General features: G+C 39.9%; 8 protein-coding genes and 1 tRNA gene. 1 reads left to right on the plus strand and 8 read right to left on the minus strand.

Going from position 1 to position 15,531, the window contains the following annotated elements; all coding sequences use genetic code 11:
* Positions 1-492, minus strand: a complete 492-nt coding sequence (locus AAAH86_RS06200; protein WP_343486844.1) for a 5'(3')-deoxyribonucleotidase — start codon at positions 490-492, stop codon at positions 1-3.
* Between the two features lie 257 nt (positions 493-749).
* Between AAAH86_RS06200 and AAAH86_RS06205 the strand changes: the two genes are divergently transcribed.
* Positions 750-905 (plus strand): hypothetical protein, encoded by a 156-nt coding sequence (locus tag AAAH86_RS06205; protein ID WP_343486650.1) that lies wholly within the window; start codon positions 750-752, stop codon positions 903-905.
* A gap of 234 nt (positions 906-1,139) precedes the next feature.
* Here AAAH86_RS06205 and AAAH86_RS06210 read toward each other — a convergent pair.
* From AAAH86_RS06210 to AAAH86_RS06240, 7 genes are all read right to left on the minus strand, one after another.
* Positions 1,140-1,213: transfer RNA gene (locus AAAH86_RS06210), tRNA-Arg, on the minus strand.
* A gap of 96 nt (positions 1,214-1,309) precedes the next feature.
* Positions 1,310-3,094 (minus strand): glycoside hydrolase family 36 protein, encoded by a 1,785-nt coding sequence (locus tag AAAH86_RS06215; protein ID WP_343486651.1) that lies wholly within the window; start codon positions 3,092-3,094, stop codon positions 1,310-1,312.
* 1 nt (position 3,095) lies between these two features.
* Positions 3,096-6,419 carry a VCBS repeat-containing protein gene (locus tag AAAH86_RS06220; protein WP_343486652.1) on the minus strand — a complete coding sequence of 1,108 codons (3,324 nt, stop codon included), beginning with the start codon at positions 6,417-6,419 and terminating at the stop codon, positions 3,096-3,098.
* Positions 6,420-6,525: 106 nt separating this feature from the next.
* Positions 6,526-8,106, minus strand: a complete 1,581-nt coding sequence (locus tag AAAH86_RS06225; RefSeq protein WP_343486653.1) for a RagB/SusD family nutrient uptake outer membrane protein — start codon at positions 8,104-8,106, stop codon at positions 6,526-6,528.
* Positions 8,107-8,136: 30 nt separating this feature from the next.
* A complete protein-coding gene (locus tag AAAH86_RS06230; protein ID WP_343486654.1) occupies positions 8,137-11,202 on the minus strand; it encodes a TonB-dependent receptor in 3,066 nt (1,021 codons plus the stop codon).
* 167 nt (positions 11,203-11,369) lie between these two features.
* Positions 11,370-12,383, minus strand: a complete 1,014-nt coding sequence (locus AAAH86_RS06235) for a GntR family transcriptional regulator (RefSeq protein WP_343486655.1) — start codon at positions 12,381-12,383, stop codon at positions 11,370-11,372.
* A 581-nt stretch (positions 12,384-12,964) separates the two neighbouring features.
* Complete coding sequence (locus AAAH86_RS06240; RefSeq protein WP_343486656.1) at positions 12,965-15,337, minus strand: outer membrane beta-barrel family protein; 2,373 nt, start codon at positions 15,335-15,337, stop codon at positions 12,965-12,967.
* Positions 15,338-15,531: the final 194 nt, after the last annotated feature.

A 15,531-nucleotide genomic window follows, 5' to 3' on the forward strand; every position in this document is an offset into this window, starting at 1 on the left:
CTATAAAAATAGCGAAGCAATTTCTTTCCAAGAGGAAACCCTCTCAAAATCTGTCAGGCCGGTATTATGGGGTGAGGTGAACAAAAGCCTGCGACCCTCAAATTTTTCAAGATTATAGGCCCTATCGTCAATCAATACATCGCCTTTCAAAACATGTTTATGGCCACACAAAATCCTCTTCTGCCAAGGAATGAAGGGGAAATGTTCATCGAGCCAATCAGATTTTTCACGAAGAGAATTCGGAAACTGCATCGCAGCTGATGCGATATACACATCATGTCTTGATGAAAGCTCAGCCAAAACTTCCTGACTATCGGGAATCACCTTCAAATTCCTGAAATACCCAACTTGCCATGCATGGTCTTTAACGCTGGCCTGATGATCCACTGGCACACAGTGCCAAAATTCTCTGCCCAGACAATCTTCTTTTGTGAAACGGACCCCAAAATCTTTTTCATAAATATCCAAATGGGCTTGATAGGCATCAGCGATGACCTAATCCATATCAACAAAAATGGTCATAAGTAAAGTTTAAACATCAACAATAATAAAAAGACTTTGCAAAAGTGATGCTGTAACCCTTACTGTGGGCACTTTTTGTGTTACGAATAGGTTAAATTGGTTACAAATATCCCAAAACCAATTCTCTCTGAAACGAAGTAAAAGATTAACAATCATTAAACACAAAATTTAATAAAAATTGTTAATTTCGTAGAAAATCACACTTCAAATAGATAAAATCGTAAAAAATGAAAGCAATATTGTTAATTATTTTAGGATGCTGTTTTATTGGATGTGGTTCAATGAAATCCTCTCAAAATGTTTCAAACAATGATGGTAAAAAGCATATTTTACCTCCGGATACGCCATCAAACAAATATTCCAAAACAAGACAGGGAGGATAAACTTTTCTGATCTGTGTACAGTTAAAACAAGAGACCACCGAAAATTCGGTGGTTTTTTCTTTTTGGTGATCGCGACAGGATTATCTCCGATTTTCCTTTGAGCCCAATGTTGCAAACAGCAAACTACGGGCTGGCGCCCTAACTCTATTTTTCTAACCACTTGCAATAGTCTTCGACTTTCAACACGCTTAGAAAAATAGAACCACGCCTAATGGCGTGGTTCGCTGAGTGTCGTGATCGCGACAGGATTCGAACCTGTGACCGTCTGCTTAGAAGGCAGATGCTCTATCCAGCTGAGCTACGCGACCTTAATTTGCGGGTGCAAATATACAATTATTACCCTGTATTTTGAAAATTAGGAATTGAATTGATAAAAGAATTTAAATGAACAAGGCCCAGCCAAATTAGGTGCCAGTTGCCTTTTTTAATTGTAGCAAACCGCTGGCAGGAACTTTTATTAGATTACATCCTTTTTGTAATCTCAAGCTATCTTGTTCAATTCTATTGCCCTTGCAATCAAAAACCCCGTAGTGGTATTGCCCAAAATCTTTTTGACACAAAACAACTACATCTTCACTCAGCTTGGCGTTGAGCACATCAATTTGATGTTCTGGTTTATCGAGAAATACATAGTTGTCAGCGAATAAACCCAAAATAGATTTAGTACCACTCTTTGCACACAAGAGAGGATAATTCTCAAGAGGGGCTTTCGGCAAAAAGTCAGAACTCAATAAAGTGCTTGCATTTTGTAGCCAATACTGGGTATAAAATTCAACCATCCTTAAATGATCTGTAGGCACTTCGGTCAACATCACTGAAATCTGTGGTACACCAAATAATGTATTCATATAATGCAATGCCGCAACTTCAACGGTCTCATCAAAATTCCATGTGACCATATCTGCATGCACAGCTGTGTTACCTGACAACATTTTGATATCTGTAATACGAACACGGTTCATCACATGATCCCCAGGGCAATCAAAAGCCCTCAACATGTTGCCGTATTTACGTATCGCAGGGCCAGTGTATTTTTGACGAAACTCAATAAATATATCTGGTTTTATCTTTTGTAGTTCATGCTTAATTTCACCCAACAATATATCTACCGCTTCATTGATTGACAGCAAATCTTTACCCTCAATATCGAAACTGGTGTCTGGATAGCTCTTAAAATCATCAATGAAATCGAGTTTAAGGCCATCCAGATTCCATTTTTTGACTGCATTTACATACGTCTGTACCAAATAGTGTCGCACCTCAGGATATCTAGGGTCGAATACGGGAGCCCATCGATGGTTTTCAGTTAAAAATTTACCACGAAACTTTTGATAGGCATTTGATTTCACGCCACAAAACGGGACCGAATACCAAATGCCCACCTTCATGCCCATGTTTTGAATCTCGGCGACAAGGCTCCCAAAATCGGCAAAATGTTCTGGATGCCAATCGCCCGTAAAATCATATCCCCGATTATTGTCTTTGGTCTGCCAACCATCGTCAATGATGATGGATTCAAAGCCCATGCTTTTGGCCAACCTACATTCTGCCAACAATAAGCCTTCTTCCAAGTCTTGATGAAACTGGTACCATGTGGAATATAAGGGCTTCTTTGCAATGTCAGGCACGGCCATGGGCTTTAGGTTTTCACTGTCTTCCCACCATTTTGATGTACCCCTCAATGCTTCCGAAAAGTGGATCTTTCTGTAGTCTAAGCGTATATCAATACTGAAATTCTTGATGGAATATTTGCACTCTGTAAAAAGAATGATCTGGCAATAGAAAAAACCATCTTCTTCTCGATATTTGGCACTTAACTCTATACGATTTACAGGGTTAGAACATGAAAAACACAAAACATTTTCGTCGCTGTTTCCAAAAAGACACAAAACGGGGGCATCAATAGAAATACGTGATTCAAAATTTGTGAGTTCCCAATCAGCTTCAATACGCTTTGAAAAATCTGCTGTGGGCTTCCAGACTCCTTTGATATTGACGGCGGGTATCTTCCACTCGAGAACAATGGGTTTTGGTACGAATTCCTCACCATTTTGTATCTCAAAGCGATAGATGGACACATTATCATCTTCACTAACTACACCCAGATGAAAATCAACCGAATTTTCGTTTCTTTTTACCTTGATAACGTCACTGTATGCGCTATTCAAAACTTTGCCAATTGCGCCCATTTCATCGATTTACATTAAAAACTCTCAATACATCATTATTTTGAGCTACAAGTACAAAAAATTTGTCCTCGCTCTTGAAACTCAACAAATCACTTGATTGCCCAAAAGCATAAAACCCGCTTTCTGAGCTTGTCAGCACCTCAAAACCTCCTTGACCATCGCCATGTAAGTACAACCCATTGAAGGTATCGTGGCCGCCATAGTGGGTTTCTGCATGAAGGTCGTTGCCCGCTAAAATAGCGTCCTCAAAGCCATCTCCATCAAAATCATCCACCAATATATCATTGATTGGGCCTATTTGTGCCAATCTGGGTAGTTCTCTTACCTTGAACTGAAGATTTCCCTTATTTTCCAAATACATACTTTCTGAAATCGATACTTTTAGTGTCTTATTGCCAAGGTCATCTATCTGTAGCAGGTCTTTAAAATCAACTTGTGAAAAATCTTCGTATGTGGTATACCTATCTTTCAATGATACCAGTTGTTTCATGATATCATCTCTTGAATGCATCAATTTTAAGGATGCTCTTTCACCCATTTCAAAATAGGTGCCAATCAGTGGGTCAATACTGCCGTTGTCATCGAAATCTTCTTTGTATATGTAGACAGGATGTTCTTGGGATGGGTTCTTAAAATTGTTCAGACCTTGGTTGCCCAGCAAAAAATCTGGGTCACCATCGCCATCAAAATCTGCGGAAGCTATACTTTTCCACCAACCTGCCGTTTCCACTTGGTTTGAAAGCGCATCAATGAAAGAGGTATCGGCATCCTTTAATTCTCCTTTTTCATTGATAAAAATGGTTATCGGCATCCAATCACCGACAACTACCAAATCTTGCCAACCGTCGCTATTGACATCTTCCCAGATGGCGTCTTTAACCATTCCGAGATTATTCAGAGAAGGATGATTACCTTTTCTTAATCTTCCATTTTCATTTTCGTAAAGTATGCTTTCTGGGGGTTTTGGGTAATTTAATGGAATTATATTGCTGCCCACAAAAACATCCATATCTCCATCTTTATCATAATCAAAGGGGCGCACACAGCTTGTACTTGAATACTGTTTTGGCAGAATCTCTTCTGTCTTTGAAAAATTATTCTCTCCATCGTTGATATAAATACGGTCGGCATACATAATGGACCCTGGCTCGTATTCGTTGCCCCCGCTCGCCACATACAGGTCTTCATCACCATCAACGTCAATATCAAAAAAAGAGGCTGCTGTATCTTCATGTTTTGATTCAAACTCTTGTGAAAGTTCAAATTCACCTTTTTCTGTAAATCGATATAGTTGCCCAGAATGCCCATGGCTTCCCCCGATAAAAAGCAATCCGTCTTTTTCTGAAGTGGTTAAACACGGACCCGATTTTGAATGTTGCGTCAGCAGTAATTGTTGATATGAATAATCGTTGGAAGGATTCTCAATATGGGTATACCTCAAGACAGAATCAGCTTTTTGAAACAGGTATTCTATCTCAGAAGGCTTCTTTTTTGATGATTTTTCTGCCGTAGCATAATCTATTGTCAAGGTTTGGTTGCTCGATACGTTCTTTAGGGTCGAAACCTTGCCCGACGGCCAAACTACCTCTACCGAATCAACTAAATTTTTCTTTAGGCCAAAAAATGCCCCCGGTTCTACAGAGGAGAGGTATCCCCTAATGACCGATTGAAAATGTGTCTGTGCGTAACCATCGCTCCAAATAGAAATCTTGGCGCCAATGCCCTTATTATTTTCTTTTGGCCCTTTAATCTTGATATTCAAGTAGTTATATACTTCTTTTTCAGATGATTTATTCTTTAGGATAAAGGCTTTTTGGTCGATATTATTGACTACCAAATCGAGATCGCCATCCAAATCAAAATCTGCATAAGCAACACCGTTGGATATTGATTTGGGTTGGTTGCTCCACTTTTTGGAAACATCTTTAAAAATCAAACTGCTTTCGTTCTCAAAGAAAACGTTTGACATAGGCACGTCAGGAAGGTCTTTCACCAATTCTTTCAAGCGTTTATCTCTAATCGCATCTGTACCAAAAATGTTGTTTTGATTGTTGTAATTAATAAAATCAAGGTTGGTGATGTCTTTTCCGTAGCCGTTCGTCACAAAGATGTCTCTGTCACCATCATTGTCGAAGTCAGCAACTATAGGGGCCCAGCTCCAATCGGTCTGTGCTGTCTTTGTCATGAAGGCCACCTCTTGAAATTTTATGGGGCTGCCATCAATAAAACCAGAGTTCAAATGAAGGGTATTTCGCATGTATTGAGGTGAGTAACCATTACGGGTTGCCAACTCATATTTGTCATAATTCATAGCCCCTAGCATCGTTTTCTGTCTCTTGTATTCATTCGGAAGCATATCTAAAACCATCAAATCAGGCCTTGAGTCATTGTTGATATCCGCAATATCAAGCCCCATAGAGTTGTAGGTGTTGTGTGGAAAGTATTCATCACTTTCTTCAGCAAAATGCGGGTTGATACTATCATTGCTGTGATTCAGGTACAAAAAATCATCAGTTATAAAATCATTGCCCACATACACATCTACCAAACCATCGTGGTTGAAATCGTTGATACCGAGCCCGAGCCCAAAACCTGGATGGTCAATTCCATATTTGTTGGACACATCAATAAAATAGGGGTGCGATAGACTGTCTGACTGTGTATTTTCAAGCAGTACATCTTTCAGGTGCCTTGGATAATATTGCTTGGGGATAGGAGCGTTTTTATCAAATTTTACATTACCATTTCTTAAGATATAGGCATCTAGATCTCCATCGTTGTCAAAATCAAAAAAAACAGTCTGCTGGGCATATTCCGATTCATTCAACCCATAGTCCTTGGCATTTTCAATGAAGATAGGAATACCCTTTGGGTTCAGGCCTTGGTTGATAAAAAGTAGGTTGTCGCAATCATCATTGCAATCGGCACCACCAACGTTTAAATACACATCGTCTAAACCGTCTGAGTTGATATCGATTATAGAAACACCTGTAATCCACCTTTTTGTTTGAATACCTGTGGGTCTGGTTATTTCTTCAAATTTGAAGCCACCCCTGTTCAAATACATGGCAACACTTACTTGGTTGCCCGTAAAGACCAAATCTGGCAGGCCATCACTATTAAAATCACCAATACCGACCCCACCGCCATTGTAACAATATTGAAAGTCAATGACGTTGATACTATCGTTGACCGTAATGGTGTTTTGAAAATGGATTCCGGTTTCTGAAACATCCATCAACTCAAAAAGAAAATCATCGCCCCTAGACTTGCAAGAGGTCATTAAAAGAAAAAAAAGTGATCCGAAAATTAGGAACCATCTCATTCAAAAACTATTCGATTCAACTTAAGAGCCAAGCAATACATTCATTACTTGGCTCTCTCTTGATTAGTGAAAATAAACTAACTCAAACTTACAACTAAACGTATTATCAATATCCAGGATTTTGAACCAGATTCGGATTTGCATTCAATTCTGGTACGGGAATCCAAAGCAGTTCATCACGTCCGGGCGTAAAGAATGCAGACTCACCTGCCAATGATTTAGGATGTCTTCCACCCGCAATGGTAGAGCCCTCACCCATGACATCATCAGCCAATTGCCAACGCACCAAATCAAAATAGCGATGGCCCTCTCCGGTCAACTCCATAATTCGTTCGTCAACAATGGCATCAAACACTTCTTGTTGTGATAGGCCGGCTGCCAAATCAGCAATTTGGGCCCTTTGCCGTACTTGATTGACCAATGAAATGGCATTTGCGGTATTTCCCAACTCATTCTCAGCTTCTGCCAACATAAGCAGTACATCTGAATAGCGTACCAATCTCCAATTTACGCCCACTGTTTGCCCAAATCCTGGTAGCTCTTGTCTTGTTCCCGCAAAAAGCATGGCGTATTTTCTGGTAAAAAGAGGATCAACACCAGCAACTTGGGCTGCCTCAATATCCGGAGCAAAATCTTCTAAAAAAGGAACGCCCCCATAACCTGTTGCACCTGGGTAATCAAATGCAATGGTAGCATTACGCCTAACGGTATCACCATTATCTTCAAACACTTGAAGAATATGGGGGTTAATGTAATGACTACGATCCAAACTTACCGTTGGTGGTGAATAATCTATATAAAAGTTGCTCTGTGAACCCGTCAATGGTGTGTCAGAACCCCAGACAAAATTGTCTTGAGGTGAAAATTGCAACTCAAAAACGGACTCTGCATTATTCTCATTTTCCGTTGTAAAATTATCGTTGTACTGTTCTGCAGGCAGTAACGAATATACCCCACTATCAACTACCGCTTGAAAATCTGCAGCCGCCGCCGAATAGTTTTGCATGTACAAATATGTCTTTCCGCGTAAGGCCAGAGCAGACCCACTTGTTGGCCTTCCTAAATCATTATCGGACCAAGTAGTGGGAAGCATGCTTGCTGCCATACCTAAATCGTCAATGACCGAATTAAAAACTTCTGTTTGTGTTGCCTGGGAAGGAAAGAAATCTTCATCAGATTCAGGTGTATTGAGCACTAAAGGTACATTGCCCCAAAACGCAGCCAAATACCAATTGGCGAATGCACGCATAAAATAGGCTTGGCCCAATATTTCATCCCTCACACTGCCTGCAGGCAAATTTTCTTCATTGGCCTCTTCTAGAATTGTATTCGCCCGAAATATAGTCTGGTATAGCTGGGGAAACATATCCGTTGCCCAACGACTTACCCCAGGAACCCCTTGAAGCGTAGACATTGTGGTATTGTTGGCAAAGGGCACCACATTAAATGCATCAGAGCGTAATAGTGGCCCGGTATGCACAACGCGACCCCAGAAAAATACGGCTGTAATCGGGTGAATCATTCCGTTAACGGCCACTCTAAAATCAGCTTCATTTCTGAAAAAGTCCAATTGAGAGACGGTATTCGGATTTGAAATCTCCAATTTATCCTCATCACATCCGTTAAGGGGCATAAGCAATGCCACACATAACGATAAGATCAATAATTTGTTAGTCTTGATTTTCATCTTTATAATTTTCATTTATTCATAACGATTTTAAAAAGCCACCTGTAACCCCAGAATAAAAGTTCTGGGTCTTGGTTGCGCACCTAAATCGATACCCCTACCAAAAATTGGAGGTGTGTTGTTTGGATTTCCAAAGAATCCACCACCAGTACCTATAAGGGTAGAACCGACTTCGGGATCGTAACCCGAATACCCAGTGAGGGTAAACACGTTTTGCATATTATAATAAATTCTTGCACTGCTCACCCAAGGCATGTTTACTGCGTTGGTAAGGTCATAGCCTACTTCAAAACTTTGTAACCTGAGATATGAGCCGTCTTCTACGTAAAAATCTGATGGCAATTGGTTACCAGCAGCATTGGGCAGCGAAGCTCTTGGAATATTCGTGTTTTCATTCTGCCCTAAAACAAACGAATCGCGAACATACCCGAACTTGTTGCCGTCCAAAAAGAAGGTACCCGTAAAGCGGGTTGCATTGAATATTTCATTGCCCTGTACCCCATTTAGGTTCAACCCAAAATCCCAATTCTTATATGTAGCATTGAAGTTGATACCATAAGTAAAATCAGGTATTGGAGAGCCGAGATTGGTTCTATCATCATTGTCAATTATACCATCTCCATTTAAATCGACCCTTCTAAAATCGCCAGGTTGCAATATGGCACGTCTTTCTGGGTCATTTGCTACGCCCGGGTCACTATCAATATCAGCCTGGCTTCGGTAAATACCATCATTTTGAAAACCAAAGAAGAAACCGATTTCCTCACCGACTTCATACCTATTTGGTGTATTGCCCTCTTCATCTATAGATGGGCCGACCAATGGGTTAGGAAGGTCGGTCAGTTCATTGCTGAGCGTTGCAAATGTCACACCCACATTAAAATCAAAGTCACCACCGGAATTATGGTTGTAGTTGGCCTGCAATTCAAAACCTGAGTTGCGGATGGAAGCCGCGTTCTGGGTAACCGGATTACCCGAACCAGTGGTTGAAGGAACTGCAACAGGTGCCAATACATTTTCATTATCCCTGACATAATAATCAGCGGCAAATGTTATTCTATTATTCAAAAGTGCACCATCTAAACCGACGCTGGTCGATTGGGCGGTTTCAAACGAAATATTGGGATCAACCAAATCTGTTATGGCAAAACCACCAGCGGTCACATTATTGAAACTGACATTTGAAGCTGAATTCAAAACAGATTGAAACAAGTAATCACCAATGTTTTGCGAAGCCAGTTCACCATACCCCGCACGTAACTTCAAGGTATTGAACAGTGAATCTTCTGGCCACCAGCTTTCGTTGCTGATCACCCAACCAGCAGAAAACGCAGGAAGAACAATATTGTTAAAATCGTTTTCAGGAGAAAATCTTGAAGAAGCATCTCGACGCACAATGGCCGTAAACAAGTACTTATTATCAAATTTATAGTTGACCCTACCGAAGACCGAGAATATTCTTGACAAAAACCGTCCACCGGCTGAGTTTACGATTTGATCGGCAAAACCAGCAATATTGGTAATGTTATTAGAAGGTAGGCCCTCTGCGGCAATGACCAATGAATTGTTATCAGTTTGCTGACGTGCGCCACCCAATAGAATATCTAGATTGTGTTTGCCGAACGTTCTTTTGTAATTTATAGTAGGTTCGATATTGGTTGAAATAATTTCACCTCGCCCTTCTGTTAAATCATTCAGCTCATTCAAATTGTCTTGTTGATCAGTGGGACTCAAATCAAAGGTCGGCTGAAAAAAGTTTCTATATGTGTTGCGATAATCCACACCGATATTGATGCTGGCGGTCAGCCCTTCAATAATCTCGTAATTTACTTTAAGATTGCCCAAAACGTTTCGTTCTGTGGTTTGGTCATCTAACAATTGTGCCAATGCATAATTATTGGTGCCACCTGACCCATTGTAAAGATTAGAATCAATGGCTTCAAAACCTCCCAAACGTTCAGGAGCAGAGGCGCGTACCACTGGTGCGGTAAAAGTGCCATTACCAAAAAATGGATTGGTATCCAAATCTCTTTGGTTATACGACAATGACTCCTCAAAAGTAAATTTGCCCGTTTTAAACCTTGTATTTAGTCGAACGTTGGTACGTTCAAAACCAGTACTTGTTACGATGCCTTCCTCATCATAATAATTAGCTGAAAAAAAGTAGGAAGCATCTTCCCCGCCACCACTTATACTAAAACCGTAATCTTGTAAAAAACCAGAATTCAATGTCAAATCTTGAAAATCGGTGTTTACCCCAGGATCGACAATGTTCGCCGGTTGTCCTTCATTAATACTTCTTTGGTTAAGAAAGGCAACAAATTCTGGACCATCTAAAAAATCCAACGTTTTACCTACAGTGTTAACGCCAGCTCTAACATCAACCGTAACTTTGGGAGCCGTATTCATTGAGCCCCTATTGGTAGAAATAATAATGACACCGTTAGCGGCCCTAGTACCATAGATAGCAGCTGAAACAGCATCTTTCAACACCTGTATGTCAACAATGTCTTTTGAATTTAGAAAGGTAATATCATCAACTATGGTACCATCGACCACATAAAGGGGAAATGTATTGGTCAATGAACTGATACCCCTGACAATTACATTTGTTGGAGCACCTGGTTGTCCACCACCACTCTCAACTTGAACACCAGCCAATCGCCCTTGGAGGGCATTGGTCGGATCCGCATTAACAATTTGCCTTACTTCTTCTTGTTTTATTTGTGCTATGGCACCGGTAACGTCGACTTTGGCCTGTGAACCAAAACCAGTGATAACAACTTCGTCCAATGCCTGGGCGTCAATTTGTAGCGTCACGTTTATAGTCGACCTGCCCGACACAGGCATTTCTTGGGTTTGGTATCCGATATAGCTGAATACCAAAACGGCATCGGAATCCACAGTAATTGTGTAATTGCCATCAAAATCTGTAGTGACACCGTTGGTTGTACCTTTTTCAAGAATGTTCACGCCCGGCAATGGGCCTTCAGAATCTGAAATCGTACCAGATATCGTGGTTTCTTGACCTACCACTATAGCTGAGAATAAAAAGGCCATCGTAAGCAAGAGCCCTTTGAAGTGGTTTTTCATCATAAGAATAGATTTAAAGTTCAGATTGATTTGTATACTATGATAGTCTATGCTACTATTCAAAAATACAAAAATATTGTTAATGCAAAATTTTTATAACAACTATTTTTAGAATTTAACAATGAACACCCAATCTGATAAGGATATTTCAATTGGGGTAAGATTTCATATCATAGCGAATCGCGTTCGATAAGTCTTGTGGGGACTACAAAATTTGTGAATCCTAATTCACGGATATTTTCTGCTGTCATCAATGCCATTTGTGTAAAATCGGCTGATATCGTGGTAATACCTCCAGAGATAATCTCTTTTACGATATGATCATTGAACGAAAGTACTCCAACGTCTTTGCCAATTCGAAAATCATTGTTCCTACAATCTCTTAATAATAGCCATAGGTCGGCATCGTTGATGGTCAAATACAAATTATCTTTGGCGACATGGTCTTGCTCGTAGCTTTTTTGTACTTCAAAGGCAATACTGTTTTTGTCACAAAACACATTGAAAGACTTTAATATTCCTTGAGGATAATCTCTATCGTTTCTAAAAAATAAGATGCACTTTTTATACCTTGAAATTTTTGGCAGCAATGTATTTAGATTCGAATACGTACTTTTCTCAAACTCTTGTGCGATGTAGGTATAGCCCTCTCCTAAATTCAAAAATCTATCCACAATCAAAAGCTTCTCAGGTGTAACTGTTTTCAATACTTTTTTGCTGATTTCACTTTCTATGGGTGCCACCACATACATGCCGTATTTACCACTTATATTTGAAAAAATGGTTTCAAAAACCTCTTCGTTATTATGGTGGAAGAAAACATCAATTTGAACCCTGTCTTCAAATTGCTTGCGTAATGTATTATAGAATTCTTGCTGAAATCGCTGAAAAGAATACATGATCAAAGCAATTTTGAGGTAGAGATCGGTATTATTGCTGACAACGAAGTATCCTTTGGTTTTTTTCGATTCCACAAGTCCCCTACCCTTCAATTCTTCGTAAGCTTTGACAATGGTCTTTCTGGCAAAACCAACCTCATCAACCATGACATTGATTGATGGCAATTGATCACCAACCCTTAGATGGCCTGAATTAATGGTATCCATTATTCCCAAGACCAATTGTTCATGTTTGGAGAGGGAGTTGATACCTTCAAGTTTTTTGATGAAATCAATAAGCTTCACTAGATCTTGTAATGGTTAGGGTAGAATATTACGAAAAAAATGGAACACTCCGAAAGTCACTATAATATACACAGCCTTTTTCAAGTGTTATAAAAGGAGGGGTAAAAAAAATCCCGATCCAAATGGATCGGGATTTTATGTAGTCGGGGTGGCAGGATTCAATTTTGAATTCTACTACCCTGAAAACAAAACCCTTACACTATTTTTTTGCCAATAGGGCTACGGATTGGGCATATTGACCGACAACATCCGGCTTTCGTGAGGGCAAAAATATGAAATGATTCCAATTGAAACCATTTTAATTGAAAATGGGCATGAGGTATTTTAAATATACGGGTTCAAAAGCTCCATTATCTTCCAATTATTCATTTGTATTTAAGACTGTTTTCCTACATCAAAACTTCCCATAAAAGGTAAATTGACGAAACAACTAAAAAAGCCCGCGAATGGGACTTGTCGGAAAAATGAATATTGGATTAATTTTTCTCCTATAAAAGGGCCGTTAATAAAACTAATTGATATACAGAAAATAGCTAAGAGATAGTCAAGAGCATAGAAGTTTTCGAGATAAATCTATAGTATCATCTTCTCCTTCCCCCAGAGTACTGCATGGCTTCACCTTTACCGAACCCATAACTGAAACCGAAGGACACAAAGCGGGCACGAAAACTTCGATTAAAAACCTCAAAATCATTTTGTGCAATTTGGTTTTCACGAATGCGCGATGCAAAGGCATCACGAACGCTTAGGTTGAGAACTGCCTTGCCTTTGAGTATCTTCTTTCTCAACCCCAAATCCAAGAATGCGATATCGTTTATTTCACCCTGTACGGTCTGGTAAGCTGATCGGTAGTTTCCAGTAGCCTCAAAATCGATATCCCAGGGCATCTTTATTTTGGTCAATAGTTTTGATGACCACTGATTCGCACTAAAATCGAATACGGTTTCCTCAAAACTTCCTTGACGGGAAAACGTATTATAGTTGAAATCTACATTAAAGGTCAGCCATTTGGCTGGACTGTACTTGGTGTTGAATTCCACCCCCCATGCATTATTCGTTCCGATATTCTCGGGCCTCCTAATATTCACGTTATCCTCAAAAAAAGAAATTCGTTCGATAATATCGGTAGTATATCGATGGTAGACCCCCAAGTTCAAAGGTGTCTTTCCTACAAAGAAAATACCCGTCACTTCATAGGAATCTGTGAACTCTGGTAATAAATTCGGATTTCCCTGTCGAATATTGAAATTGTTTCGGATGTTGAAAAATGGATTCAGATCCCACAATCTTGGTCTGTATATCCTTTTGGAATATCCTGCCTGCAAGGAAATCTTTTCAGAAAACTTGTATGAGGTGTGTACGCTGGGGAAAAGATTGGTGTAGTTTTGGTCGTTTGACTCACTCGTATTTACCAATAAAGTTCCGACTTCAGTATTTTCAACCCGTATGCCCGCTTTCAACCCCCATTTTTCACCTTCGTACGCAGCAGTTCCATAAACACCCAGTACATTTTGGTCAAATTCGAAGATGTTTGTTAGACCAGGGTCTGTAACAAATATGCCATCTTCCAGGTTTTGTACCTCAAAGTCATTGCTGACATCATTGAGAATGTACTGGGCCCCGGTCTCTACAGAAAATTTATCTGAAAAAGGCTTGGTATAATCTAGTTTGAATGTAAAAACAGATTCTTTAAAATCAGTGCGGGTATTTTGTTCGGCATCACGATCTTCCCCAGAAATGGTATTATCCAAGAATTCGGAGCTTTGGTCTTTGCCGAAGAAATTGCCCAATGCGCTGAAAAGCAAATCGTGGTCTTCATTGTCTTCAAAATCCTTTTTATACTGTAATTCATATTGAAACTTCGGGTTTCGAGCTTCTGTTACCTCGGTACGTTCCCACTCTGAGGTGAAGTTTCCAGATCCATCTAATGCCACAAAATCGGTGGTCGAGGGTTGATTTTCAATCTCTAAGGCAAAATTTCCAGAAAGTGTAAGTACGCTGGTCGGGCTAAAATAATAGTCTGTTCCCAGAATGAAGTTGTAAAATTCTTCGTTTCTGAATTCTTCGCCATTGGATAGAATCACATTACCTGTAGTCAAATCTGTATTTCGAACGGTGATTTCATTGGGCAATTCGCGATAGCCCGCTCCAAGCTGCGTAAACAGGTTGAATTTTTCTGTTCTTCGATTAAGGCTCACCCCTATACTGTGATTATTGGGCGCACCAGTATTCACAGAAATAGAGCCATTGAGCCCTCTTTGCTCTTCTTTTTTAATGACAATGTTGATAATACCTGAAGTGCCCTCTGCATCATATTTTGCAGAAGGGTTGGTAATCACTTCAACCCTATCTATCATATCTGCAGTAATGGTGCCAAGCGCATTGTTCTCGTCACTAGTCAATATGGAAGGTTTTCCATTGATCAGTACTTGAACACCTTGACTTCCCCGAAGACTGATTTGCCCTTCAATATTCACATTGACAGACGGTACGTTGTTCAATACTTCAAGGGCGCTTGCACCTGTGGTGCTCAAATCCTTTCCTACATTGAATATGCGCTTATCCAATTTGAAAACAGTCTGTGAGACTTCACCCTCAACGACCACTTCTTCCAGTTTCTGGGCATCTTCTGAAATTGCAATGGTCCCCAAATCAGTTTTTTTGTTTTTCGAAGTTGGAACCTGCAAAACTTTCTTTTCAAAACCAATAAAACTAATTTCGATGTAATAGTTACTTGCATTGGTTTCCAGAGTAAAGGTGCCGTCCTCCAAAGTAGTGGTTCCATCAATTGCCTTTTTTGTTTCATTGTCTGCGACCATGACTGTAGCGAAAGCAACGGGTTGGCCAGAAGATTTTTCCACCACTTTGCCTATAAATGTGGTACTGTTTTTTTGACCATATCCGATTGTGGTGAAAAGAAACAGGGCGATACTTGATAGCAATAGACCTTTCATAGCTGATTTTAAGGTTCTTTGATTTTTTTCAAAACTCCAATAAATAAAAATGGTCCTAAAATTATTTGCTGTGAACGACATGCTTATTACCCCAACCAGCAAATGTATTTACAACCATCATTGAAAATGTTGTTCAAGGCCTAAAAACCGTTGTTGACGACATTTATTTTCTTTTGCTACCCTGTTCAGATACC

This window comes from Allomuricauda sp. d1 (genome assembly GCF_039592695.1).
In the GTDB taxonomy this organism is placed as follows: Bacteria; Bacteroidota; Bacteroidia; order Flavobacteriales; family Flavobacteriaceae; genus Flagellimonas_A.

Bases quoted from the DNA above. Each gene is read 5' to 3' on its own strand.
- AAAH86_RS06230 (WP_343486654.1), bottom strand. From the start codon at position 11,202: ATGATGAAAAACCACTTCAAAGGGCTCTTGCTTACGATGGCCTTTTTA.
- AAAH86_RS06240 (WP_343486656.1), bottom strand. From the start codon at position 15,337: ATGAAAGGTCTATTGCTATCAAGTATCGCCCTGTTTCTTTTCACCACA.
- AAAH86_RS06215 (WP_343486651.1), bottom strand. From the start codon at position 3,094: ATGGGCGCAATTGGCAAAGTTTTGAATAGCGCATACAGTGACGTTATC.
- AAAH86_RS06220 (WP_343486652.1), bottom strand. From the start codon at position 6,419: ATGAGATGGTTCCTAATTTTCGGATCACTTTTTTTTCTTTTAATGACC.
- AAAH86_RS06205 (WP_343486650.1), top strand. From the start codon at position 750: ATGAAAGCAATATTGTTAATTATTTTAGGATGCTGTTTTATTGGATGT.
- AAAH86_RS06225 (WP_343486653.1), bottom strand. From the start codon at position 8,106: ATGAAAATCAAGACTAACAAATTATTGATCTTATCGTTATGTGTGGCA.